We start from the raw sequence: 25,574 nt of genomic DNA, 5'->3' as shown, positions 1-25,574 counted from the left end.
CACACGTAGATGTCACGGCCGCGCGCACGTCTCCCGCGGGGAGCCTCCTAGCTGGCCTGCTGGCGGCGCACCATCTCGGTGATCCAGATAGGGGCGAACGGCGACGTGCAGTTCGGGGGAGTCGGGTAGTCCTTGAGCACCTCCAGGCGCTCACCGATCTCCAGGGCGCGTGCGCGGTGCTCGGGGTGGTCGATCCCGATCTGAGCCAGGCAGTTGTTCATCGCCCACTGCAGGCGGTCCGGGGCGCCTTTCATCTGCGCCTCGATGACGTCGAGCAGCCCAGCGAGGTCGAGGCCCTCGGGCTTCTTGACGACGCGCTCGGTGGTCAGCGACCAGCCGGCGCTCGCGACGACGGGGTCCGGGTCGGCGAACCAGGCCACGCGCAGCTCTTCGGAGTGCGGGCTCTTCTTCACGACGTAGTTCACGAGCCAGTCGTGCACCTTCGGAGTGCGGGCCTCGCGCAGCATGGCGTCCAACTCGTTCCGGTCGAACGCCTTCGGGCGGCAGATCAGGAGCGCCAGCAGTCGCGCCGCGGTGTCGGACGTCGTCCACAGCTCGCGCGCGAGGTCCTGCTGCGTCTTCAGCCGCTTCGCGACGGCGCGTAGCGCGCTGAGGTTCACGCCGTGATCGTCCCCGTGCCGCGCGTTGACCTCGCGGATCTTCGGGTCCTCGAGTGCAGCCAGCTCGGCCATCACCTGGGCCACCGTCGTCTCGGTCACTGCAGCGTCCCCTCTCCCGTGGGTGGCTCGCGGATCGCCTCCCCGGCAACTATTTCAGTCCACACTTATTTAAGTCCAGCCTGAAGTTGGCAGCGGGGTTCTCCCGGGCGGTCGTGGAGGTACCGGCGTTGCTGCGGGCGACGATGGCGGCGTGCAGCCACTGGCTGAACCCGAGACTGCCGGCGAGCCTCCCGCGCCGGCGGCGACGGTAAGCGGTGGTCGGCGAGATCAGCGGCGGCGGTAGGCGGTGCGGGGGAGGTGGTAGGCGAGGTCCACCGCGGTCTCCGCCGCTTCCTCCTCGTCGAGGCGGTGCTCGGCGACCACTCGGGCGAGGTACCCGGCGTCGATCCGGCGGGCCAGGTCGTGCCGCGCCGGGATCGAGGCGAACGCCCGCGTGTCGTCCACGAAGCCGGACGTGTTGGCGAAGCCGGCGGTCTCGGTGGCTGCGTCCCGGAAGCGCCGCATGCCGTCCGGTGAGTCGAGGAACCACCAGGGCGCGCCGAGCCGCACCGACGGATAGGCGCCGGCCAGCGGTGCCAGCTCCCGGGAGTAGACGGTCTCGTCGACCGTGAAGAGGATCAGCCGCAACCCCGGGTCGTGGCCGAAGGCCTGCAGCAGCGGCCGGAGCGCGCGCGTGAACTCGGCGGCGACCGGGATGTCGAAGCCGCGGTCGGGCCCGTGCGCCGCCGCGATCGCGTCCGAGTGATCGCGCAGCACGCCGGGGTGCAGCTGCATCACCAGGCCGTCCGCGCAGGACATCCGTGCGGACTCGAAGAGCAGGTGGGCGGCGAACGCGCGTCCCTGGGCTGGGGTCGCCCGGCCGTCCCGGCCGGCGCGGTAGATCGACTCCGCCTCGTCGTCGGAGAGCGGCTGGGTGTCGGCGGTGTCGTGGCCGTGGTCGGTGGCGAGCGCCCCGGCGTCTACGAAGGCACGTCGGCGGCGGCGCAGCGCCTCGAGGTAGCCGACGTAGCCGGAGGTGTCGACGTCGGCGAGGCGCCCCAGCAGCTCTACATCGGCCCGCCAGCCGGGACGGTCGGGGCGGACGACGGCGTCCGGCCGGAACGTCGGAATGATGCGGCCGCGGTAGCCGGCGGCGGCCAGCTTCTCGTGCGCGGCGAGGTCCGAGGTGGCAGGGTCGGTGGTCGCGAGCAGCTCGATGCCGAATCGGTCGAGCAGCGCGAGCGGCCGGTACTCGCGCTGCGCGAGCGCCGTGGCGATCCGGTCGTACAGCCGATCGGCGCTGGTGGCCGCGGGCTTCTCGTCCACGCCGAAGACCTCGACGAGCTCGTGCTCCAGCCAGTAGCGCGACGGGGTGCCCCGGTAGAGGTGCCAGTTCTCGCAGAACAGCCGCCAGATCGCCCGCGGATCGGTCTCGACCGGAGCATCCGGATCGGCGGACGGTATGCCGATCCGAGCCGCGGGGATGCCCTGGGACATCAGCATCCGTGTCACGTAATGGTCCGGGACGACCAGCAACTGGGCCGGGTCGCCGAACGGGGCGTCGGCCGCCAGTACCGCGGCGTCGACGTGTCCGTGCATGCAGACCAGCGGCAGGTCGGCGGTGCGCCGGTACAGGCGCCGGGCGATCGCCCGGACGCCGGGCTCCGCCGGCAGTGCGCGGTCGGGATGCAGCTCGAGTCGATCCATCGGGATCTCCCTCCGCGGTCGGTCCGTGGGAACGATTGCATGCGCGATCGCCCGACCGCAAGAACTGTCGCGCGATGCTCGTGCGAGGTAGCGTGCAAAGGATTGCAGAGCCGACGACGGGAGCAGACGCGGATGGCGGTCACGTTGGCGGACGTCGCCCGAGCCGCAGAGGTGTCCACCTCGACGGTGTCCCGCGCGCTGACCCAGCCCGAGCGCGTCGACGAGCGCACCCGGGCGCGCATCCTCGACACCGCCCGCCGGCTCGGCTACCGGCCCAACCGCGCCGCGCGCAGCCTGATCACCGGCCGGACGGGCAACCTCGGCGTGATCGTGCCGGACCTGACCAACCCGTTCTTCCCCGACGTCGTCGCCGGGATCCAAGCGCGGGCGCACCAGCGCGCGCTGACGACGCTCCTGGCCGACACCGGCGACGACCCGGACGCCGAGCGCGACTTGATCGCCACCCTCGCCCCGCAGGTCGACGGCCTGGTGCTCTGTGGCGCCCGGCTTCCCGTCGACGACCTCGCGGACGCGGTGAGCGGCTCCGCCGTGGTGCTGGTCAACCGCAGCGAACCGGGCCTGGCGTCGGTGGCCGTCGACAACGCCGGCGGCGCGCGCCAGGCCGTCGAGCATCTGCACGCGCTGGGACACCGGCGGATCGGGCTCGTCGCCGGACCCGCCACCAGCCACTCCGCCCGCGAGCGGTCCGACGGGGCCCGGCGTGCGGCCGCGGCGCTCGGCGTCGATCTCGTCGAGGTGGGAACGGTGGCACCGACGTTCGACGGCGGACGTGGCGTGGCCGACGCGGTCCTGCGGGCAGACGTGTCGGCCGTCGTCGCGTACAACGACGCGATCACGATCGGGCTGCTGCACCGCCTGCACGGCTACGGCGTCCGGATCCCCGCGGAGCTGTCCGTCGTCGGCTTCGACGACATCCAGATCGCGCAGATGGCGCACCCGCCGCTGACCACCGTGCGCTTCCCCCGGCGGGAGGCCGGGCGCCTCGCCGTCGACCGGCTCCTGGACCTGCTCGCGGGGGAACGCGACCCCGGCGACGAACCCGAGCCGCTCCCCACCGAACTCGTGGTGCGGGCCTCGACGGCCGTGCACCGGTCCCGCACTACCTGACGGAGGTGCACGATGCCCACTCGCCTGCTCCGCCTGCACGCCGACGACGACGTGGCGATCGCGCTGGACGCCCTGCCCGCCGGAACGGCCACCGACGGTCTGGTCGCCGCCGCCGACGTCCCCCGGGGACACAAGATCGCCCTGCGCGACCTGCCCGCGGGCGCCCCGGTGCACAAGTACGGCCACGTGATCGGCGTCGCCACGCAGCCGATCGCTGCCGGGCAGCACGTGCACACGCACAACGTCGGCATGCCACCGCACGGCTCCGGGGCCTCCGGTGGCGAGCCGGTGGCGCCGCCGCCGGTGCCCGCCGATCTTCCGCGGACGTTCGCCGGCATCGTCCGTCCGGACGGACGGATCGCCACCCGCAACTACGTCGCGGTGCTGACCACCGTGAACTGCTCGGCGACGGTCGCCAAGCTCATCGTGCGCCGCACCGAGGACGAGATCGCCGCGCTCCACCCGGAGGAAGTCGACGGCGTCGTCGCGCTCACCCACGGCACCGGATGCGGAATGGCCGACAGTGGCCCCGGCTGGGACGTGCTGCGCCGGACGCTCACCGGCTACGCGCGCCACCCCAACATCGGCGGCGTGGTCGTCGTCGGGCTGGGGTGCGAGGTCAACGAGGTCGCCGGACTGGTCGACGAGATCGACGTGCCGGTCACCTCCTACACGATCCAGGACGCCGGCGGCACAGCGGCGGCGGTCGACCGGGGAATCGAGCTGGTGCGCGCGACGGCCGACCGGCTGCGCGGCACCACCCGGACGCCGGTCGGCGTCGAGCACCTGGTGCTCGGGCTGCAGTGCGGTGGCTCCGACGCGTGGTCGGCGCTGACCGCGAACCCGGCGCTCGGCGTCGCCAGCGACTACCTGGTCGGGTTAGGGGGCACCAGCCTCCTCGGCGAGACCCCGGAGATCTACGGCGCCGAGCAGATGCTCGCAGCCCGCGCGGTCGACGACGGCGTCCGGGCCCGGCTCCTCGATCGGATCGCCTGGTGGGAGCGGTACACCGCGAGCCAGGGGACGACGCTGGACGGCAACCCGTCGCCCGGCAACAAGGCCGGCGGCATCACGACGATCCTGGAGAAGTCGATGGGCGCGGTCGCGAAGGGCGGCTCCAGCCCGCTGGCCGAGGTGATCGATTACGCGGCCGCGCCGAGCCGATCCGGCCTGGTCTTCATGGACACTCCCGGCTACGACCCGGTGTCGGCGACCGGGATGATCGCCGGCGGCGCCCACCTGATCGCGTTCACCACCGGCCGCGGCTCGGCGTTCGGATCGCGGCCGGTGCCGACCGTGAAGCTGGCCAGCAACTCCGACCTGGCCCGGCGGATGAGCGGCGACATCGACCTGGACTGCTCCGGTGTCGTGGAGAGCGGCCGGCCGCTGACCGAGGTCGGTGCGGAGATCTACCGGCGGCTGATCGCGGTGGCCTCCGGCGAGCGGTCGGTCAGCGAGCAGCTCGGCGTCGGCGGTGAAGAGCTGGTGCCGTGGCAGGTCGGAGCGGTCCTGTGACGCTCCCGAGGCTGGACCGGGCCGCGCTGGACGAGCTCCGGGCAGGCGACCGGCTGTCCGTACCGGCCGCCCGGACCGTCGACTGTTCGGTCGGCATCGTCCACCTCGGACTGGGCGCGTTCTCCCGCGCCCATCAGGCGGTCTACACCGAGGACGCGATGCTGGCCGCCGGCGGCGCGGAGTGGGGCATCTGCGGCGTCACCCAGCGCTCGGCGGACGTCCACGACCGGCTGGCGGCCCAGGACGGCGTCTACGGTGTGCTCACCCGGGGCGACGGACGCGCGACGCTGCGGATCGTCGGCGTCGTCCGGGAAGTACTCGACGGCGGGGCGCAGACCGAGGCGCTGCTCGACCGGCTCGCCGACCCCCGGATCGCAGTGGTGACCGCGACCGTCACCGAGAAGGGTTACCGCCGGGCCGCCGGAGGCGGCCTGGACACCCGCGATCCGGAGGTCCGTGCCGACCTCGCAGGAGGGGCCGACCTGGCCGGACGTCCGCCGGTCACGGTGATCGGCCGGCTGGTCCGTGGATTGGCGCGCCGGGCCCACGCGGACGCGGGGCCGCTCACCGTGGTGTGCTGCGACAACCTGCCGTCCAACGGCACGGCGGTGCAGCGGCTCGTGCACGACTTCTGCGACGCGCTGCCGGGCGCCGAGGGCGGGCCGCTGGCGGAGTGGATCCGCGCCTCGGTGACGTTCCCGAGCTCGATGGTCGACCGGATCGTGCCGACCACCACCGACGACGACCGGCGGGACGCCGCGGCGCTCAGCGGCCGGTACGACGCCGGTCTGGTGGTGGCCGAGCCGTTCTCCCAGTGGGTGGTCGAAGACCGGTTCGCGGGCGCCCGCCCGTGCTGGGAGCGCGCTGGTGTGCAGCTCACGGACGACGTGGGCCCGTTCGAGGTGATGAAGCTGCGGCTGCTCAACGGCGTCCACTCCACGCTGGCCTACCTGGGTGCGCTGCGCGGTCACCGCACGATCGCCGAGGCGGTCCGCGACGACGAACTCCGGGCGATCGCCGAGGCGATGATCCGGCAGGACCTGATCCCGACCGTGGAGCCGCCGGACGGCGTCGACCTGGGCGGGTACGGCCACCAGGTGCTCGCCCGCTTCGCCGACCCGGCGCTGCGGCACACCTGCGTCCAGGTCGCGATGGACGGGACGCAGAAGCTGCCGCAGCGGCTGCTCTCCGCGGTGTCCGAGTCGCTGGCGGCCGGGCGGCACCCGCGGTACGCGACGCTCGGAGTCGCCGCGTGGATGGCGTACGTGGCGCGCGGCCGGGACGTCAAGGGTCGCGCGCTGCCACTGGACGATCCGCTCGCCGCGACCCTCGGCGACGTCCGGGGCCGGACCGACGCGGACGGCGTGGTCGACGCGCTCCTACGGCTGGACGCCGTCTTCGGGCCGGACCTGGTGGATCACACGGCGTGGCGGCGAGAGCTCACCGTCGACGTGCAGACCCTGCTCACCGGTGCGGTGCCGACCGTGCCCTGACCGGCCCCGCGGCCGGTCGGGCGCGGCCGGCCGCGCGCCCGGACAACCGGCAGATCGCCTGGGTCAGCGGGCCACGCCCCGGAACGCCGCGTCCTCGTCGGCGCGGTGACGGCCGTAGACGACGCCGAGGAACCGCTCGACCGCCTCCGCGCAGGCGTGCGCCCGCACCGAGCTGAACAGCTCGAACGCGTGCTGCGCGCCGGGGAACTCGGCGTACGCCACCGGCGACGTCGACGTCGCGCGCAGGTCCCGGGCGAACCTGCGTGCGGACTCGACCGGCACCAGCGAGTCGTTGCGGCCGTGCAGCGCGAACATCGGGGGAGCGTCGGGCCGGATCGAGAACTGCGGAGAGGCCTCGCGGAAGATCTGCGGCGCCTCGGCGAACGTCGCTTTGACCACGCGCCGCTCGAGCAGGCGCAGCAGACCGGTGTCCCGCTCGTCGGCCCAGTTGTAGACGCCGTAGAACGGCACCGCCGCCGCGACGGTCGTGTCGACGTCCTCGAAACCGGGCTGCCAGCGCCGGTCGGGCGCGGTCAGCGCGTGCAGCGCGGTGAGGTGCCCACCGGCCGAGCCGCCGGTGATCGCGACGAACTCCGGGTCACCGCCGTACTCGGCGATGTGCTCCTTGACCCACGCCATCGCGCGCTTGACGTCGATGATCATCTCCGGCCAGGTGGACCGGGGACCGAGCCGGTAGTTCACCGCGACGCACACCCAGCCGCGCTCGGTCAGGTGGCTGAGCAGCGGCAGCGCCTGTTCCTGCTTGCTGCCGAGCGTCCACGCGCCGCCGTGCACCTGCACCAGCACCGGCGCGGCCGAGCCCGCGGGCAGGTCGGTGCGGCGCCAGATGTCGAGGTGGTTGCGGAGACCGGCCGGCCCGTAGGGGATGTCCGCGTCGTGGGCGTACCGCTTCCGGACCTGGAGCATTCGGAGGACGCCCGGCCGCGGGCTCAGCGGAGCATCCGGCTCCGGCCACTTCGGGTGCCGCACCGCGCTGCGGTAGTCCGGGCCGAGCGCCTCGGTCAGCGCGCGGTCGAGGATCTCCTCGGTCGGCCCCGACTCGGCGGCGACCCGGACGAGCCCCGCGGCCGCGGCGGCGGAGAGCGCGAGCCCGACCCGGCCGGTCCGGGAACGCGCTCCGCCTGCGGCGAGCGCCAGCAGCGCCGGCGTGATCGTGGTGGCCGCGGCGGCCCGGGTCAGCTCGCTGGTCAGCGCACCGGCGGCGAACGAGGGGATGGCGAGCGGTCCCCGCCTGGCTACCGGCCGTAACGCGTTCGCGGTGTTGACCGCGGCCGCTACCCCGTGCAGCAGCGCGGCCGCGCCCACCAGCCGGTCGGTTCGAGCTCCGGTCATTCGCGTGCCTCCGTCGGCAGTGGACGTCCGCCGCTGGACGTCGGCTGTTCGGTTCGACCGCACGCTAACCGACCGTGACCCGTTCTGAACGGTGTTCGGTATTAGTCGAGAGGGCTCGGCCCCGGTCGACCGTCACCACGGATCAGGCGGTGAGCAGCGCGATCCCGGCGACGAGCAGGGCGATCGCCTTCACGACCTCCAGCGCGACGTACTCCAGGTGGGGCCGGGAGCGCGGTCCGTCGGTGTTCCCGGCCAGTACCCGGGCGGTGCGCCGGTGCAGCCGCGGCCGAACGACCGCCAGCTGGCCGGCGAGCGCTCCCAGCGCGCCCAGCGACGCGATCGTGGCGACCGTGTCGTACTCCGCCGCGGTACCGACCGCGGCCAGCACCGCCGCACCCAGGACCAGCTCGGCGACGTTCAACGCGCGGAAGACCAGCCGCCCGATGGCCAGTCCGATCGGGAGCGTGACGCCGGGCGCACGGAACTTCAGTGGCGCCTCCAGGAACGAGATCGCCAGCACCATGCCGAACCACACGAACGTCGCCGCGACGCCGAGCGCGGCCATCGGTGAACCCATGGATCGAGCATGCACCGCGCGCGTCCGCGCGGCTCCGGGGGCCCCGGCTCAGACCTCGCAGGCTGCCCGGCCGCGGTCGCCGGTGGGGAGGCGCACGACCACCGTGGTTCCGCCGGACGGCGGTGCGGTGACGCTGATCGTCCCGCCGTGCGCCTCGGTCAGCGCCCGGGTGATGCTCAACCCCAGGCCGGTGCCCGGGATGCCGCGGTAGCGCGCGGTGCTGGCCCGGTAGAAGCGGCGGAACAGCTGGTGCAGCTCCTCGGCGGGGATGCCGATGCCCTCGTCCCGCACGGTGAACTCGGCCACCCCCGCCTCGCTGGTCAGCCGGGCGTAGACGTTGCCGCCGTCCGGGCTGTACTTCACCGCGTTGGTCACGAGGTTGTCGGCGATCTGCCGCAGCCGGTGGGGGTCACCGTCGAGGAGCACGGTGGCGGGGAGGTCGGCGTGCAACGTCACCCCGTTCGTCCGCGCGGCCGGTGCGACGGCCTCCAGCGCGTCGGTGACCACCGGAACGAGGTCCATCGGCTCGAGATGGACGGAGACGGAGCCGGACTCCAGCGCGGTGAGGTCGAGCAGGTCGTCGATGATGGCGCGGAGGATCCCGGTGTTGCGGTTGATCACCTCGAGCAACTGGCGGTCGGTCGCCGGCCAGGACTCGGCCGACATGGCGAGCAGCTCGGCGTAGCTGGCGATCGACGTCAGCGGCGTGCGCATCTCGTGTCCGACCAGCGCGAGGAAGTCGTCCTTCGTGCGGGCGAGTTCGAGCGCGAGGTCGTCGGCCCGGCGGCGTTCGAGGAACCGCCCGACCTGGTCGGCGACGCCGGTGAGCAGCCCGATCAGCCGCTGACCGTCGTACTCGCGGTGATCGGCGTTGCACGTCAGGACGCCGATCGTCGTCTGCCCGCTCTTCACCGGTACGGCGAGGGCCGCGCGCAGACCCCGGTCGGTGGCGCGGCGCAACCGCGTCCGCACGTCGCGGGTGACGGGCACCGGCGGGTCGAGCAGGTCCGGGATCCACAGCGCTCGGCCGGTATCCCAGACCTTTCCGGTGAAGCCCCAACCGCGTCGGATCTCCGGAGGGAAGAGGCCGTCCATGTCCAGCCCGGGCCGGGTCCAACACCCGGCCGGACGCAGGACGTCGGCCACGTCGTCCACCAGCCACAGGATGGCGTGCGGCCAGCCCAGCGCGCCGGCAACGGCGCTGGTCAGGGCGGGGCCGACCTCCTCGGCCGAGGTGGCCACCGCCATCGCGTGCGCGACCCGGAGCTCGCACTCGCGGAAGCGTTCCGAGCGGTACCGCTCGGTGACGTCCTGCAGCACCGCGACCGCGCCGAGCCGATCCCCGCCATCGGAGACGACCGGTCGGGCGTTGGTCTCGAAGTACCGGGGCTGGTCGTCCGGTACCCGGTAGAGGATCTGCGCGCCGGTGACCGTCTCACCGGTCAGCGCACGGAACAGCGGGCTCTCCGGCAGCGGCATCGGCGCTCCGTCGGGACGGCAGAGGCGGTCGACGATCTCGCCCTGCGCCGTGCGGAAGTCACCCAGCTCCATGTCCTGCGGCAGCCCCTGCATCTCCCGCAGCGCCTGGTTGACCAGTACCAGCTGGCCCTCGTGGTCGCACGCTACGACGCCGGCCTGCATGCTCTCCAGGATCGCCGCGTTGAACCGGCCGCTCCGGGCAGCCTTCTGCTCCGCCGCGATCTGCGCGCTGGCGTCGGTGGCGAACGTGCACACCAGCGCGCCCGCGGCGCTCTGGACGACGGTGAGCCGGATCCACACCGGGAACCGCAGTCCGGACCGGTGGCGAACGCTGACCAGTCGCGGCGTGTGCCAGGCGTCGGGATCGGCCAGGATCTGCGGCAGCATCTCGGCCGCGGTGTGCCCCTCGTAGAGCGGCGGCCCCAGCTCGTCGACGTGACGGCCGTGCGTCTCGCCCGCGGTCCAGCCGAACAGTTCCTCGGCTGCCCGGTTCCACCCGACGACGAACCCGGAGCCGGTCGTGGCGACGAAGGCCTCCAGGATGCCGTCGAGCACCGAGGAACTCTCCAGCGCAGCGACGGCGGCGGTCGCGGCCCCGACCTCGTCGAGTGGGAGCGGTCCGAGCAGGTGGGCGATCTCCACCAGCGTCGACAGCTGCCCGTCCGACCACTCCCGGCGTTCGACGTCCAGCACGCACAGCGCGCCGACCGGGGTGTCGGTGGCATCCCGCAGTGGCACCGCGAGCAGCGCCTTCGCACCGCTCGCGGTCAGCAGCGGGTGGTCGCAGAGAGCCGTGTCCGTACCGAGGTCCGGGCATCGGATCGGGTGATCGGCGGCGAGAACGACGCCGGTCACCGTGATACCGCGGAACCCGGCGGTATCCGGTTCTCCCGTGGAGAGACCGTGGGTCAGGAGGACGTACTCCTCGTCGCGCTGGGTCGCCAGCGTCATCATCGCCATCGGCGCGTCCATCAGCACCGCGGCGAGCCGCACCACGGCGTCGATCGGCATCTGGTGCACCGGCGACAAGCGGCGCGCCCAGGTGACGGCCGAGGCATCCTTGGCCCGTTCACCAGTGACCTCGTCTACTGCCACAAAACGCTCCAACGGTGGGTCGCCCAAGAGCGCAATCAGCCACTCCTAGTAATTATATCCCTGTTAGTCCGGTTTTTGCTGCTCAGGCTCACCGCCATCGCACCGCATCCACGCAGGTCGTCGGATCGTCGGTGTCGCCGGACGGTCGCCGCGCCTAGAGTCACCGGCCGGCGTGCCCGTGTTGCACGCCGGCCGGATGTTCACTGCTGCCTATCCGCGCGCCACCGCCGCGAGCAGCGAGAACGCCTTCTCGTAGGCGCCGGTGATCTGGGCGTGGTCGGCGTCGGCCAGCTTCGCCTCCCAGCTGACCGGCGCCCGCCCCGTTGCGGCCCTGGCCTGCGCGGCGTCGCGGACGACCGACAGGACGGCGTCCCGGAGCTTCGCCGACTCTCCGGACGTCACCGCGCGTTCGGCGAGCGCGAGCGTCCGGGCGTCGGTGCGCAGCGTGCCGTCGGGCTGCCAGTGCTCCGGGGCCAGCAGCTCCCGGGCGCCCACCGTGGTGAGCCGCTCACGGCCGGGATCGGCGCGCAGGCCCCACCCGTACGGGTAGAGCGGCCGGTAGGTCCGGTCACCGACGTTCACCGGGACCTGGTTCTCGGCCCGCGGCCAGCTCATCGACAGGCGGCCGGTGAACGGACGGCGTCCGAACAGCACGTCGGCGACGCCGGTGCCCTCGCTGCCGGGCAGCCAGGACGCAACCAGCGCGTCGATGCGCCCGAGCTGGTCGGTGATCACCTGCGGACGGCCGGACACGACCAGCACGACGCAGGTGGGCACCGCGGCGCAGACCTTCGCCACCACGGCCCGGTCGGCGGCCCGGAGCGTCAGTGACTTCGCCTCCCGCTGCTCCGGCGTGCCGTTCTCCCACGTCGGCCCGCCGACGTCCCCGAAACCCTCGGCGTACGGGGTCTCGCCGACGACGACCACGCCGACGTCCGAGCCCGCGGTCGGCGCCGACGCGTCCGCGCTGTGCACCACCCGCGCCTGCGGGGCCACCTGGCGGATGCCCTGCAGGATCGTGGTGCCGGGGATGCTCCGCCCGGGGCGGCCCTGCCAATCCATCGTCCAGCCACCGGCCTGGTTGCCGATGTTGTCGGCGTTGCGGCCGGCGACGTAGATCCGGGCGTCGGGCTTCAGCGGGAGCGCACGGCCGGTGTTCTTCAGCAGCACCTGGGACGCCGCCGCGGCCTGGCGCGCGACGGCCCGGTGAGCGCCGCTGCCGACCTCGTCGACGCGGTCGTCGGGGGCATAGGGCTGCTCGAACAGCCCGAACGCGAACTTCGCCCGCAGGATCCGCCGGACGGCGTCGTCGATCCGGGCCTGGCTCACCCGGCCGGCGGTGACCTCGGCCCGGAGCAGCCGCTCGAAGTCCGGGGCGTTGTTCGGCTCCATGAACATGTCGGTTCCGGCGTTCACACCGACGCGGACCTGGGCCGCGGTCGGACGCGGTGCGTCGGCGGGCACCGACGGGTCCGGCAGCTGGTGAATGCCCTCCCAGTCGGAGATGACGAAGCCGTCGAAGCCCATCCGGCCCTTCAGCTCGCCGGTGATCAGCTCCCGGTGCGCGTGCATCTTCACCGGGTTGCCGATGCCGTCCTCGGTCCAGTCGACGCTGGAGAACGACGGCATCACGGTCGCGGCGCGGTGCTTGCGGATCGCGACCACGTAGGGCGCGAGGTCGATCCGGGCGAAGTCGCGCCGGCTGGTGACGGTCACACCCTGGTCGATCGTGTAGGTGTTCGTGGTGGACGAACCGAACTCGGTGTCGCCGTCGCCCGCGTAGTGCTTGACGGTCGCCAGCACCCGATCGGGTGCGCCGATCCGGCGGCCCTGCAGGCCGTCGACCGAGGTCTCCATCGCGATCACCAGCGCGGGGTCCTCGCTGAAGCTCTCGTAGGTCCGGCCCCAGCGCTCGTCCCTGGCTACACAGATGCAGGGGGCGAAGTTCCACGGGATGCCGGTGGCACGGACCTCGGCCGCGGTCACCTCGTTGACTCGCTCCACCAGGGCCGGATCGCGCGTCGAGCCGAGCCCGACGTTGTGCGGGAAGATCGTCGCGCCGTACACGTTGCCGTGCCCGTGCACCGCGTCGACGCCGTAGAGCAGCGGGATCTGCAGCGGCGTACTCCGCGCGTACTGCTGGAACGTGTTGACCATCCGCAGCCAGGCGGCGGGGGTGTTCGGGGCGGGCGCTGACCCGCCGCCGGAGAGGACCGAGCCGAGCCGCCACTGCGCGATCCGGGTGGGGGCGCTCGCCACCGCGGCCCGCTCGGCCTGCGTCATCTGGCCGATCTTGTCGTCGAGCGTCATCCGGCCGAGCAGATCGGCGATCCGGCGATCGACCGGTAACCGGGGATCGAGGTAGGGGAGGCCGTGCCCGTCGACGACCAGGACGGGCTGGGTCGCGACCGAGACGCCGGAGGTCGTCGCGCGGAGCGTCACCGGAACCGTCTCGGCGGTCTCCGGGGTGTCGTCCCCGCGGGTGATGATCGGGATGCGCTGAACGCCGCCGGACGCGGTGCCGGCCGGGAACGTGAGGGTGCCGGACGCGGCGTCGTAGTCGCTGCCGGCGCTCGCGGTGCCGTTGCCGGTCGCGTAGCGCACCGCGACGGCCCGGCCCAGGGGGCGCCGGTCGGACGTGGTCACCGCGACGGCCAGCGAGGCCGACTGGCCTTCGGTCACCGTGCGGAGGGCGTGCACGGCGGTGACCGTGGCCCGCTGCGCGGGCGCCGCCGACGCGACTCTCGTGCCGAGCAGGGACGCGACCAGCAGGCTCACGGAGAGGAGCGCCAGTAGACGTCGCCGTCGCAGGAACGCTGTGGATCGGTTGCTTCGTCGCACGCCGTCCTCCTCGGTCGTGTGGTGACCGGTCCCGGCGGGCCGGCCGGACCGGGCCTCGCGCCGACGATTGTCGCGATTCAGCGCAGTGTGCGCAATGGACCGTTTTTATCGTTTACGCCAGGAGCGCGTAGTCGCCGAGATGCGGGATCGTTTGGAGGATTCCTACAAGACTTTGCCGGTGCCCTCCGTTCGTCAGCACCTTGGAGCCTGCACTCGGAATCGAGCAAGGTAGAGGTCAGCTGTGTCAGCGATGGGGAGGCTCAACCGGTGTTCAGGCGTGTCGCGATCGTCAACCGTGGAGAGGCCGCGATGCGGCTCATCCACGCTGTCCGGGACCTTTCGGCCGAAACCGGGGTGCGGATCGAGACGATCGCCCTGTACACCGACGCCGACCGCACCGCGACGTTCGTCCGGGAAGCGGACGTGGCCTACCTGCTCGGCCCGGCGTCGGCGCGCCCGTACCTCGACCTCGCCGTGCTGGAGCGCGCCCTGGTCGAGACCGGTGCGGACGCCGCCTGGGTCGGCTGGGGCTTCGTCGCCGAGGATCCGGCGTTCGCCGAGCTGTGCGAGCGGATCGGCGTCACGTTCGTCGGGCCGAGTGCCGACGCGATGCGCACGCTCGGCGACAAGATCGGCGCCAAGCTGCTCGCCGAGAAGGTCGGCGTCCCGGTCGCGCCGTGGAGCCGCGGTGCCGTCGCGACGCTGGAGGACGCCCTTCGGGCCGGCGACGAGATCGGCTACCCGCTGATGCTCAAGGCGACTGCGGGCGGTGGCGGCCGGGGGATCCGTCGCGTGGACTCCGCCGCCGACCTCGCCGACGCCTACGAGCGCACCAGCTCCGAGGCGCTCCGCGCGTTCGGCTCCGGCGTGGTGTTCCTGGAGCGCCTGGTGACCGGCGCCCGCCACGTCGAAGTGCAGGTCATCGCCGACGGCCGGGACACCGCGTGGGCACTGGGCGTCCGGGACTGCTCGGTGCAGCGGCGCAACCAGAAGATCATCGAGGAGTCCGCGTCGCCGGTGCTCGCGCCGGAGCAGACCGCCGAGCTGAAAGCGTCCGCCGAGCGGCTCGCGGTGGCGGTCGGCTACCGCGGCGCCTGCACGGTCGAGTTCCTCTACCACCCCGGCGACAAGCTGTTCGCGTTCCTCGAGGTCAACACCCGGCTGCAGGTCGAGCACCCGATCACCGAGCTCACCACCGGCACCGACCTGGTCCGGCTGCAGCTGCACGTCGCCGGCGGTGGCACGCTGGACGGCGTCCCGCCGGCCGAGTCCGGGCACGCGATCGAGGCCCGCCTGAACGCCGAGGACCCCGACCGCGACTTCGCGCCGGCCCCCGGGCGGATCGCGCGCCTGGCGCTGCCCACCGGCCCCGGCATCCGGGTGGACACCGGCGTCAGCGAGGGCGACACGATCCCGGCGGACTTCGACTCGATGATCGCGAAGATCATCGCGTACGGCAGCGACCGCGAGCAGGCACTCGGCCGGCTGCGCCGGGCGATGGCCGACACGACCGTGATCATCGAGGGCGGCGCCACCAACAAGAGCTTCGTGCTCGACCTGCTCGACCAGCCCGAGGTGATCGACGCCAGCGCCGACACCGGCTGGATCGACCGCGTCCGCGCCGAGGGACGCCTGGTGAGCCACCGGCATTCCGCGGTCGCCCTGGCCGCCGCCGCGATCGAGGCCTACCGGGACGAGGAGGCGGTCAGCCGCGGACAGCTGCTGGCCACCGCGCACGGCGGACGTCCGCAGGTGCAGCACGACGCGGGCCGACCGCTGGACCTCAAGCTCCGCGGCGCCGGCTACCGGGTGAGCGTGGCCCGGGTCGGCGACGCCCGGTTCCGCGTCGGCTTCGGCGGCGGTGGCGCGTCGGTCGACGTCGAGGTCGAGCGGTTCGACGCGCACAGCGGGCAGATCCTCGTCAACGGCGAGCGGTTCCGGCTGGTCTCCGCCACCCACGGGCCGATCCACCTGGTGGAGGTCGACGGCGTCACCCACCGGATCAGCCGTGACGAGGGCGGCGTCGTTCGCTCGCCGGCGCCGGCGCTGGTGGTCGCCACCCCGGTCGCGGTCGGTGACGAGGTGGACTCCGGCGCACCGATCCTGGTGCTGGAGAGCATGAAGATGGAGACGGTGCTCCGCGCACCGTTCCGCGCCCGGGTCCGCGAGTGCCCAGTGTCGGTGGGCAGCCAGGTCGGTACCGGGGCGCCGCTGCTGCGGCTGGAGCCGCTGGCCGACGGGGACGCCGAGGTGGCGGAGGCGACCGACGGGACGGCCGAGCTGGACCTGCCTGCCCAGGCCGCGGCCGTCTCCCCGGACGAGCGGGTCGCCCGCGGGCTGCGGGACCTGCGCAGCATGCTGCTCGGCTTCGACGTCGACCCCTACGACCCCAAGCAGACGCTGGTCGAGTACCTGAGCGCCCGGGCCGACCTGGACGGGCGGCTGCCCGCGGGCGAGCTGGACCTGTTCACGGTCTTCGCCGACCTGTCCGAGCTCAGCCGCAACAAGCCGCGCGGCGAGCTGGACGTCGAGCCGGGCAGCCCGGTGCACAGCCCGCGCGAGTTCTTCCACAGCTACCTGCAGAGCCTCGACGTCGAGCGGGCGGGCGTCACCGCGAGCTTCCAGGCCAAGCTGACCAAGGCGCTGGCCCACTACGGCGTCACCGGGCTCGACCGCACGCCGGAGCTGGAGGCCGCGGTCTTCCGCATCTTCCTGGCCCAGCAGCGCACCAGCGCCGACGTCTCGGTCGTGTCCGAGTTGCTGCGCCGGTGGCTGTCCGGGCCACCGCCGGTCGAGGCGCTCCGCGAACGCGCCGGTCTCGTCCTCGAGCACCTGATCGAGGCCACGCAGGTGCGGTTCCCCGCCGTGTCCGACCTGGCGCGTGGTGTGGTGTTCCGCTGGTTCGCTCAGCCGATCATGCGCCGCAACCGCGCCGAGGTCTACGCCGCGGTCCGCGACGACCTGCGGTACCTCGACCACTACCCGGACGCTCCGGATCGCGCCGAGCGGATCCAGCGGATGGTCGCGACCGCGGAGCCGCTGGTCCGGCTGATCGGTCAGCGGATCGGTCGTCCGGGGCGGGACCACGCACCGCTGCTCGAAGTGCTGACCCGCCGCTACTACGGCAACCGGGGGCTGGCCGAGATCACCACCCGGGACGTCGAGGACTGCCGGTTCGTGACGGCCGAGCGCACCGACCCCGCCGGGACGACGCTGGTGGTCGCCACCGCCGTCGACATCTCGTCGCTGCCGCACGCGCTCCGCGCCGTGGCCACGGTCGCCGACGGCGTCGCCGAGGACGGGCTGGTCGCCGACCTCTACGTCACGTGGGACGACCAGCCGGACGTCGACGAGATGGCGGTGCGGCTCGGGCGGCTCCTCGCCGAGCATCCCCAGCCTGCGGGTGTCCGCCGGATCACCACGACCGTCGCCGGAACCCGGATGCACCACCACTTCACGTTCCGGCGCGACGGCGATCGTCTCACCGAGGAACGGCTGATCCGCGGGCTGCACCCGCAGATCGCCCTGCGACTGCAGCTGCAGCGGCTGCGCCAGTTCGAGCTGACCAGGCTGCCCTCGGCGGACGAGGAGATCTACCTGTTCAAGGCGGTGGCGCGCAGCAACCCGGCCGACGAGCGGCTGATCGCGATGGGCCAGGTCCGCGACCTGACACCGCTGCGGGAGGCCGACGGGCGGCTGGTCGCGCTGCCCGCGGTCGAGGACGCCGTCACCGCCGGCTTGGACGCGATCCGCACGGTGCAGGCGCAGCGTCCGCAAAACAAGCGCTTCGACACCAACCGCATCATGCTCTACGTCTGGCCGCCGACCGACCTCTCGCCGGACGAGCTGGAGGCGCTGGTCCAGCGGGTGCTGCCGACGACGGCCGGCGCAGGGCTGGAAGAGGTCGAGTTCGTGGGCCGCCAGCGCACCCCCGCCGGCGACCTGGAGGAGCTGTCGGTGCGGATCGGGTTCGACCCCGGGCGCGGCGTCCGCCTGGTCGTCGGGGAGCCGTCCACCGAGCCGCTGCGTCCGCTGGACGACTACCGCCAGAAGGTGCTGCGTGCGGCCCGGCGCGGCACCGTCTACCCGTACGAGCTGACCGGCCTGCTGGGCGAGTTCGTCGAGTACGACCTAGAGCCGTCCGGCGCCTTGGCGCCGGTGGACCGGCCGAAGGGTCGCAATTCGGCGGCGATCGTGGTGGGCGTCGTGACGACCCCGACCGAGCGTTACCCCGAGGGCGTCACCCGGGTCGTGCTCCTCGGCGACCCCACCAAGGCGCTGGGTGCGCTCTCCGAGCCGGAGTGCTCCCGCGTGATCGCCGCGCTCGACCTCGCCGAGCGGATGTGCGTCCCGCTGGAGTGGTACGCGCTGTCGGCCGGCGCACGGATCTCGATGAGCTCGGGCACCGAGAACATGGACTGGGTCGCGGCCGCGCTCAAGCGCATCGTCGAGTTCACCCAGGCCGGTGGCGAGATCAACATCGTCGTCGCCGGCATCACGGTCGGCGCACAGCCGTACTGGAACGCCGAGGCCACGATGCTCATGCACACCAAGGGCGTCCTGGTGATGACGCCGGACTCGGCGATGGTGCTCACCGGGAAGCAGTCGCTGGACTTCTCCGGCGGTGTGTCGGCCGAGGACAACTTCGGCATCGGAGGCTACGACCGCGTCATGGGCCCGAACGGCCAGGCGCAGTACTGGGCGCCGAACCTCCCGGCCGCCCGCGACGTCCTGATGAAGCACTACGACCACACCTACGTCGTGCCGGGGGAGAGCGCGCCGCGGCGGGCCTCCACCGTCGACCCGGCCGACCGGGACATCTCGGCCTTCCCCCATGCCGTCGTGGGGAGTGACTTCCGGACGGTCGGCGAGATCTTCTCGATCGAGCACAACCCGGACCGGAAGAAGCCGTTCGACATCCGCACGGTGATGCGGGCGGTCTCCGATCAGGACCACCCGGTGCTGGAGCGGTGGGCCGGAATGGCCGACGCCGAGACGGCGTGCGTGCAGGACGTGCACATCGGAGGCTGGCCGGTCTGCCTGATCGGGATCGAGTCGCGGTCGGTGCCGCGGCGCGGCTTCCCGCCCACCGACGGACCAGACACCTACACCGCGGGGACGCTGTTCCCGCGCTCGTCGAAGAAGACCGCGCGGGCGATCAACGCGGCGTCCGGCAACCGACCACTGGTCGTACTGGCGAACCTGTCCGGCTTCGACGGCTCCCCGGAGTCGATGCGCAAGCTGCAGCTGGAGTACGGCGCCGAGATCGGCCGGGCGATCGTCAACTTCGACGGCCCGATCGTGTTCTGCGTGATCTCCCGGTACCACGGCGGCGCGTTCGTGGTGTTCTCCAAGGCGCTCAACCCGAACATGACCGTGCTCGCGCTGGAGGGCTCGTTCGCGTCGGTGCTCGGCGGTGCGCCGGCGGCGGCCGTGGTCTTCTCCGGCGACGTGAACAACCGCACCGCGACCGACCCGCGAGTGGCCGAGCTGCAGAGCCAGGTCTCGGCCGCGACCGGGGTCGAGCGGGCGGCGCTCAACGCGCGGCTGGCCGAGGTGCAGACGGGGGTCCGCGCGGAGAAAGTCGGCGAGGTCGCCGCCGAGTTCGACCGGGTGCACAGCATCCAGCGGGCGGTCGAGGTCGGCTCGGTGGACGCGATCGTCCGCGCCGCCGAGCTGCGGCCGCGGATCATCGAGGCGATCGAGCGGCGGATGAACGTGCGCTGATCGCTTGCGCCGCCCGCGCCTGCGCGGAGGATGGCGGGCATGGATCGCAGCGCCGCGCAGTCCCGGCTCGCCCACCTGATGGACGGCTACCTGGCCACGCAGCTGCTTTACGTCGCGGCGTCGCTCGATCTGCCGGAGGCCCTGGCGGACGGCCCGCGGACCGCGGACGAGCTCGCCGAGGTCGTCGACGCCGACCCGGCCGCGCTCGCCCGCGTGCTGCGCGGCCTCGCGGCCGAGGACGTGCTCGACGAGGACGGTGACGGGCGGTTCGCGCTCACCGAGCTGGGGACGCTGCTGCGGGACTCGCTCCGCGGGCCGGCGGTCGTGCGCGGCGGGCTGTACTTCCGCGCCGCCGCCGGTCTGCTGGACGCCGTCCGGCGGGGCGGGACCGCGTTCGCGCACGTCTACGGCGAGCCGTTCTTCGACTACCTGGATCAGAACCCGGACGCCGGATCCGCGTTCCAGGACTCGATGGCCGGGCGGTCCACCCGGGAGGCCGCCCAGGTCGTCGCCGCGTACGACTTCGCGCGAGTGCGCCGGGTGGTCGACGTGGGCGGCGGACGCGGCGTCCTGCTGGCGGCGATCCTGGGCGCGGCGCCGCACCTGTCCGCGGTGCTGCTCGACCGGCCGGCCGTGGCCGAGCAGGCTCGCGACCGGCTGACGTCGGCCGGCCTCGCTGACCGGTGCGACGTGGTCGGCGGCGATTTCTTCGCATCGGTGCCGGCTGGAGCGGACACCTACCTGCTGTCCCGGGTCCTCCACGATTGGGACGACGAGTCGGCGGTGCGGATCCTGGCCGCCTGCCGACGGGCCGTACCGGACGGCGGGAGGCTGCTCGTCGTCGACAGCGTGCTGCCGCGGTTCGCCCGCGAGCAGCCGGCGGCGATCCGGATGGACCTGCACATGCTGCTGCTGCTCGGTGCCCGGGAACGGACCGCAGCGGAGTTCGAGCGGCTGCTGGAGCGGTCCGGGTGGCTGCTGCGGCGGATCGTGCCGACCGGAGCGCCGGACGCTCTCAGCCTGCTGGAGGCCGTTCCGGTCCCGGCGGCCGGTGCGGATCGGGATCACGTCGGGGGTAGGGCGTCGGGAGGCCTTTCCGAGGGGCGGTGACCGGCCGACCATCGAGGCACCCCGCCCGGACGATCCGTCGCCGGCCACGACACGAAGGACGCCGATGACCATTACCGACAGCGCCCTGGCCGAGCCGCATCGCCTTGCCGAGGTCGAGCGCTACCGCTGGGACGAGCCCCGGCTGATCGCCGAGCTGGACGGCCTGGCCGCGCGCAGCGCAGCCTGGACCGGTCTGCCGATCAGCCTGATGACCCTGCTCACCGCCGACCACCAGATCAGCATCGGCCTGCACGGTGCGCCGGACTCGATCATGCTCGGCGGCGACGTCGTGAGCCGGTACGCGCTGCCCCTGCACTGGGCGTTCTGCGCGCCGATGGTCACGACCGGCCACTCGTACGTGGTTGCCGACCTGAGCCTCGACCCGGTCCACGCCGACAACCCGTTCGTCACCGAGTTGGGCCTGCGCAGCTACGTCGGTGTGCCGCTGATCAGCCCCACCGGCCAGATCCTCGGCGGCCACTGCGTGCTCGGCCCCGCGCCGCACGACGTCCGCGTGACCGACGTGCTCACGCTCGAGCTGGGCGCCGCCCGGACCGTCGCGCTCCTGGAAGCCCACCGCGCGACCCTGGTCTAATCCGCTCCGCGGCAGTTGACCTGAAGTCGAGTTGAGGTTTTACCGTCGGTGGCGTGGAGCGAACTGCGGTTGCCGAACCGGTCAACGAGCGGATGAAAGCGGCGTTCCGTCGGTATCCGACGGGCGTCGCGATCCTCAGCGCACGCGGCCCGGACGGGCCGGTGGGACTGACCGCCTCCAGCGTGGCCTCGGTGTCGGTGACGCCGCCCGCAGTGTCGTTCTCGCTGATGGCAACGCCGACCGCGCGCCTCCTGCTCGCGGCGCCGAGCATCGTCGTGCACTTGCTGGGGTCGAAGCACGCCGGCCTCGCGGACGACTTCGCGCGCTCGGATGGGCGTCGCTTCGCGCCGGAACAGGGCTGGGACGCGCTGCCGTCGGGGGAGCCGGTGCTGCCCGACGCCCTCGGCGCGCTGCGCGTCGCCCCGCTGCACCGCGTTCCGGTCGGCGACGCGACGCTCGTCGTCGCCGAAGTCCTGGAGGTCTTCCACGGCCCGGACGACGGTCGGCTCGTCTACCACCGCAGGTCGTTCGTGGTCGGCTGAACGGGGCCGGTGCCCCGCGCTCGTCGAGAGCGCGGGGCACCGGGGTTGGGTCTGCGGCTATCGGGCGCAGACCGAGCTGGTGATCGTGCCGTTCGAGCTGGGGGCCGACATCCGCGCCTCGACCGTGCGCAGGTCGGGGCTCACGGTCAGGTACCGCAGCCAGGTCAGGCCGTTCTCGGTCAGGCCGGCGCCGCCGCCCGGACCGTGGACGAAGGTGCCGGTCGGGCAGTCGTCGCTGACCAGGATGCCCTGAGTGAGCGAACCGTCGGGCGCAGCGCCCGGCACGGCGTTCGGCAGCGTGCAGATCGCGTACGAGTTCAGCGTCCAGCTGCCGGAGAAGCCGGTGGCGTCCTCGCGGGCCGCGGCGCGGGAGATGTCCCGCGGGCCCGACGTGCGGTACAGCTGCAGGCCGATCTCACCGGTCGAGGTGCCGCTCGTGGTCACCCGGGCACCGGAGCCGATGGCCCGGTCCGTTCCGGGGCAGTTGGTCGCTGCGGTTTTGAACGTCGCGCTGGCGGCAGCGGTGTCCGGTTCGGCGAAGATCCGGTAGCCGGCCGGGGCCGGGCCGCAGACCGCGAACGACCGGACCGACCAGCTGCCGGAGAAGCCCGCGGGTGCTTCGGCCCGGACCTCCCACTTGAACGCCCCGTTCTCCTGCACCGGGAACGAGCCGACGAGCTTCACCGGGTCGGCGGCGAACGGCCCGACGATCTCCGCGCCGCCGCCGAGCACGACCGTGCCCGGCGGGCAGATCGCCTTCGCGGTCTTCGCGGCGAGCGTGCTGGTCGCCGACTCGCCCACGGTGCGCTCGAGAGCGGGTGGCGCGAGGGCCTGGGCCGGCGAGGTCGCGAGCACTTGAACGCCCAGCCCGGCACTCGCCAGCGCCGCCGTGGCGACGATTCGGGTGAGTGTCTTACGCATGATTCCTCCGTGTGGTGTCCCGTTCCCCGTCCTCCTGGCCTTCCGGCCCGGAGGCGGTGGCCGTGATGGCCCGCCGGGGTGCACCCATACTGAGGAGTAACTTCTGCTGCGCTCTGCGCAGAAATCCACACAACGCGACCCCGCCTGCCTGCGGATTCAATTCCCTTGACGGATTCGATCTACGGAAACCGTCGCGTCTTCGGTGACGAGATCGCTGGTGGGCGCACCTGCACGCCGGTCCTGCGGGAACCGTGCCGCGCCGTCGCATCTGGCCGGTGTCGGGAATTGGATAGGCGGCGACGCTAGGAGGCGACGCCCAGGACGCGGTTCGCGTCGATCGAGCTGCGCAGGCGGGCCTCGGTCCGCGCCTGGCGCGCCGTCGTCCACCGCACGGTGGCCGGAAGATAGAGCACCGCCAGGCCCAGGAGGACGATCCCACTCACCAGGGTCCGCGCGTCGTCGCCGGCGACCCCGAGGACCACCGCGAGCACGCCGAACGCCGGAAAGAAGATCCGACCGGCGACGTAGACCCAGCGCGGCGGGTCGGTGAGCCACCGTGCCCGGCGATTCGAGGACGCGACTTCCTCGCCGAACCGGACCGCCGGCGGGGCGAGAACCCGGTCGGTCACCGGCGTGCCCTCCCGGACCGAGCGCCGGATCTCCCGCCGGTCGGCGGCCGAGAGCGCCGACCGGTGGTCCGCCCAGGCACGTCGCTCCTGCCCGGCGCGGATCGCCCGGTGCACGATCGTGCCCAGGATCAGGCCGACCAGCACGGCGACGAGAAACGGAAGAACGGCGGACATCAGCATCAGCACCTTCGGATAGTGGAAGCGGTGGACTTCAGGATCGGGTGAGTCGGACGGATCGACGCTCACCACGCCGACGGGGGCAGCGTCGGGCTCCGAACAGGTCGTCGGCGCAGAGCGGCCCACTGATGCCGAGACGAGGACGTTGCCGACATCTGCCATGCTCGGAGCCGTGACGACCGGCCGCTCCACCAGGCTTCGCACGCGTCTCGTCCTCCTGGTGGTCGGGCTCGGCGTGCTCGCTGCGATCGTCGCGGTCGCGACGATCGTCGTGCCGCTCCTGCGGCCCCCCGGCCCGCGCCCGGCGTTCCAGCTGCCGGTCGCCTGCGGGGAGACCTGGCAGCTCGGCACCTACCCCGGCCACGACGACTTCGACGTCGACCTGTTCCCGACCGAGGGAAAGGCGTGGGGGCGGCCGGTGCTCGCGTCCTACGGCGGCACGGTCGCCATCGCCGGGATCAACGGCACGCTGGGTGGCCGGACGCCCGAAAACCCGGACGGCCCGCGCGGCCAGGGCGGCGGCTACTGGGTGACGATCGACCACGGCCGCAAGTGGGAGACCCAGTACCTGCACCTGCTCGAACCGCCGATGGTCCGGGAGGGAGATCGGGTCGAGCGCGGACAGCAGATCGGGCGGGTGGGGAGCACCGGGAACTCCGGTGCACCGCACCTGCACTACGAACAGCGTCGCGGCTGGGAGAAGGTCGAGACGTACTTCGACAGCGTGCCGTCCGGCATCACGACCGACGACCGCGAGTACACGACGACCCGGAAGAGCAACAACTGCTGACGCCGTGGCCGGGTCACCCGTCGTCGGTGATCCGCACGGTCTCGACCCACTGCGGTGGGCGGTACCGCCGGTGCCCCGGAGGGATGGGCGGGCCGAACAACCCGGCGACGATCCGGCTCGGGGGAGCGGTCGCCGGCCACGGCGTGTAGCCGTCGGTCAGCACGACGACGACGTCCGGCCGTGGTGCGTCGGACAGTGCCCGGCGGATACCCGCCCGAAGGTCGGTCCCGCCTCCGCCGCGTAGCGTGACCTGCTCGGCCGCGCACACCTCCTGGGCGGTCTGCGTCGTCGCGTCGCAGCTGTAGACCCGGATCCGGTTCCCGCTCGCGCCGGCCGCCTTGATGATCCCGGTGGTTTCGGCGAGCGCCAGCCCCAAGTCCTGGTCGCTCACCGACCCCGACGTGTCGACGACGATCGCGACCGTCGGCGCGGGCGCCACCAGGCCCGGCAACACGACCGTGCCGGCCAGCGCCGCGCCCCGCCGTCCCGGTCGCCGGAAGCTGTAGTCGACCTGCCCACCGATCTGCCGCAGCCCGGCCCCGACCGCGGAGCGGAGCACCCGCCGCCAGTCCACCCGCGCGGCGCCGCCGCCGGTCGCCCAGCGGCGCCAGCCCAGCGGAACCGAACCGCGTCCGCGTCGGATCTGCTCGGCGACCCGGTGCCGGACCGAGGCGACCGCGGTCCCGGAGAGCGGATCCGCGCCGTCGGGTCCCAGCTCCCACGGCGCCGGTACGCCGTGGGCGCCCGACCCGCACTCCGTCCACACCAGACGTCCGCGTAGCGCGTAGCGCGGGAGCCGCTCGGCGTACTCCTCGAACAGCAGCGCGGGCGGTAGCCGGAACCGCTCGGGCGTCACTGCGCCGTCCGGCAGCCGGATGCCGTCGTCCAGAGCGGTGAGCAGGTCGTCGTTGATCTCGCAGTCCATCGCGAGGTTCAGCCGGAGCCCTTCGCCCGCCCCGGAGCCCCGCCCGCGGGAGGCCGTCAGCCGATCGGCCCGGCCGTGGTGGTCGCGGAGCAGGTGGGACACCTCGTGCAGCCAGACGCCCGCGAGCTCGTCGACCGGAGTGGCGGCGACGAATGCGGGGGCGGCGTAACAGCGCCACCAACGGTCGACGGCCATCGTCAGCACCGACGGATCGGAGACCACCGCCATCGCGTACAAGGCCTCGGCCAGGTACGGGCGCGCGGCCGCCGCCCGGTGCCGGGCGGCGAGCAGTTTCGTCACGTCCATCGCGG

17 protein-coding genes are annotated in these 25,574 nt (G+C 73.0%); 8 read left to right on the top strand and 9 right to left on the bottom strand.

The window, feature by feature from the left end:
* Positions 1 to 47: 47 nt before the first annotated feature.
* Positions 48 to 719: a DNA alkylation repair protein gene (locus ABEB28_RS25330; protein WP_345730698.1), complete on the bottom strand. Its 672-nt coding sequence runs from the start codon at positions 717 to 719 to the stop codon at positions 48 to 50.
* A gap of 228 nt (positions 720 to 947) precedes the next feature.
* Positions 948 to 2,366, bottom strand: coding sequence for a glucuronate isomerase (gene uxaC / locus ABEB28_RS25325; RefSeq protein WP_345730697.1), 1,419 nt, complete (start codon positions 2,364 to 2,366; stop codon positions 948 to 950).
* 132 nt (positions 2,367 to 2,498) lie between these two features.
* Here uxaC and ABEB28_RS25320 point away from each other — a divergent pair, with 132 nt between their 5' ends.
* From ABEB28_RS25320 to ABEB28_RS25310, 3 genes are read left to right on the top strand one after another with little or no spacing between them, the layout of a single operon-like run.
* On the top strand, positions 2,499 to 3,494 hold the full coding sequence (locus ABEB28_RS25320) for a LacI family DNA-binding transcriptional regulator (RefSeq protein ID WP_345730696.1): 996 nt from the start codon (positions 2,499 to 2,501) through the stop codon (positions 3,492 to 3,494).
* Between the two features lie 12 nt (positions 3,495 to 3,506).
* A complete protein-coding gene (locus ABEB28_RS25315; protein ID WP_345730695.1) occupies positions 3,507 to 5,009 on the top strand; it encodes a UxaA family hydrolase in 1,503 nt (500 codons plus the stop codon).
* A complete protein-coding gene (locus ABEB28_RS25310) occupies positions 5,006 to 6,502 on the top strand; it encodes a mannitol dehydrogenase family protein (RefSeq protein WP_345730694.1) in 1,497 nt (498 codons plus the stop codon). The genes ABEB28_RS25315 and ABEB28_RS25310 overlap by 4 nt, the downstream gene beginning before the upstream one ends.
* Before the next feature lie 63 nt (positions 6,503 to 6,565).
* Here ABEB28_RS25310 and ABEB28_RS25305 read toward each other — a convergent pair whose 3' ends face one another.
* From ABEB28_RS25305 to ABEB28_RS25290, 4 genes are all read right to left on the bottom strand, one after another.
* Positions 6,566 to 7,828, bottom strand: a complete 1,263-nt coding sequence (locus ABEB28_RS25305; RefSeq protein ID WP_425558994.1) for an alpha/beta hydrolase fold domain-containing protein — start codon at positions 7,826 to 7,828, stop codon at positions 6,566 to 6,568.
* 169 nt (positions 7,829 to 7,997) lie between these two features.
* Positions 7,998 to 8,432: a hypothetical protein gene (locus ABEB28_RS25300; RefSeq protein WP_345730692.1), complete on the bottom strand. Its 435-nt coding sequence runs from the start codon at positions 8,430 to 8,432 to the stop codon at positions 7,998 to 8,000.
* A 48-nt stretch (positions 8,433 to 8,480) separates the two neighbouring features.
* Entirely contained in the window at positions 8,481 to 11,006 is a 2,526-nt protein-coding gene (locus ABEB28_RS25295) for a sensor histidine kinase (protein ID WP_345730691.1), read from the bottom strand.
* Positions 11,007 to 11,216: 210 nt separating this feature from the next.
* Positions 11,217 to 13,847 (bottom strand): glycoside hydrolase family 3 N-terminal domain-containing protein, encoded by a 2,631-nt coding sequence (locus ABEB28_RS25290; protein WP_345730690.1) that lies wholly within the window; start codon positions 13,845 to 13,847, stop codon positions 11,217 to 11,219.
* A 267-nt stretch (positions 13,848 to 14,114) separates the two neighbouring features.
* Here ABEB28_RS25290 and ABEB28_RS25285 point away from each other — a divergent pair, with 267 nt between their 5' ends.
* From ABEB28_RS25285 to ABEB28_RS25270, 4 genes are all read left to right on the top strand, one after another.
* Positions 14,115 to 19,574, top strand: a complete 5,460-nt coding sequence (locus tag ABEB28_RS25285) for an ATP-binding protein (protein ID WP_345730689.1) — start codon at positions 14,115 to 14,117, stop codon at positions 19,572 to 19,574.
* A gap of 39 nt (positions 19,575 to 19,613) precedes the next feature.
* Complete coding sequence (locus ABEB28_RS25280) at positions 19,614 to 20,684, top strand: methyltransferase (protein WP_345730688.1); 1,071 nt, start codon at positions 19,614 to 19,616, stop codon at positions 20,682 to 20,684.
* Between the two features lie 64 nt (positions 20,685 to 20,748).
* Complete coding sequence (locus ABEB28_RS25275) at positions 20,749 to 21,279, top strand: GAF domain-containing protein (RefSeq protein WP_345730687.1); 531 nt, start codon at positions 20,749 to 20,751, stop codon at positions 21,277 to 21,279.
* 53 nt (positions 21,280 to 21,332) lie between these two features.
* Entirely contained in the window at positions 21,333 to 21,821 is a 489-nt protein-coding gene (locus ABEB28_RS25270; protein ID WP_345730686.1) for a flavin reductase family protein, read from the top strand.
* Positions 21,822 to 21,878: 57 nt separating this feature from the next.
* Here ABEB28_RS25270 and ABEB28_RS25265 read toward each other — a convergent pair whose 3' ends face one another.
* Together ABEB28_RS25265 and ABEB28_RS25260 are read right to left on the bottom strand one after the other, a co-directional pair.
* A complete protein-coding gene (locus ABEB28_RS25265) occupies positions 21,879 to 22,742 on the bottom strand; it encodes a hypothetical protein (RefSeq protein ID WP_345730685.1) in 864 nt (287 codons plus the stop codon).
* Between the two features lie 302 nt (positions 22,743 to 23,044).
* A complete protein-coding gene (locus ABEB28_RS25260; RefSeq protein ID WP_345730684.1) occupies positions 23,045 to 23,617 on the bottom strand; it encodes a hypothetical protein in 573 nt (190 codons plus the stop codon).
* A gap of 91 nt (positions 23,618 to 23,708) precedes the next feature.
* On the opposite strand from ABEB28_RS25260, the gene ABEB28_RS25255 reads away from it, so the two are divergent.
* Positions 23,709 to 24,338 (top strand): M23 family metallopeptidase, encoded by a 630-nt coding sequence (locus tag ABEB28_RS25255; protein WP_345730736.1) that lies wholly within the window; start codon positions 23,709 to 23,711, stop codon positions 24,336 to 24,338.
* Between the two features lie 13 nt (positions 24,339 to 24,351).
* On the opposite strand, the gene ABEB28_RS25250 is transcribed toward ABEB28_RS25255, so the two are convergent.
* Positions 24,352 to 25,569 (bottom strand): vWA domain-containing protein, encoded by a 1,218-nt coding sequence (locus tag ABEB28_RS25250; RefSeq protein ID WP_345730683.1) that lies wholly within the window; start codon positions 25,567 to 25,569, stop codon positions 24,352 to 24,354.
* Positions 25,570 to 25,574 lie beyond the last annotated feature (5 nt).

The sequence above is a fragment of the Cryptosporangium minutisporangium genome, assembly GCF_039536245.1.
Classification (GTDB): Bacteria; Actinomycetota; Actinomycetes; order Mycobacteriales; family Cryptosporangiaceae; genus Cryptosporangium; species Cryptosporangium minutisporangium.
Note: the sequence above shows the minus strand (reverse complement) of the source record. Positions and strands in the feature narration are given on the sequence as shown.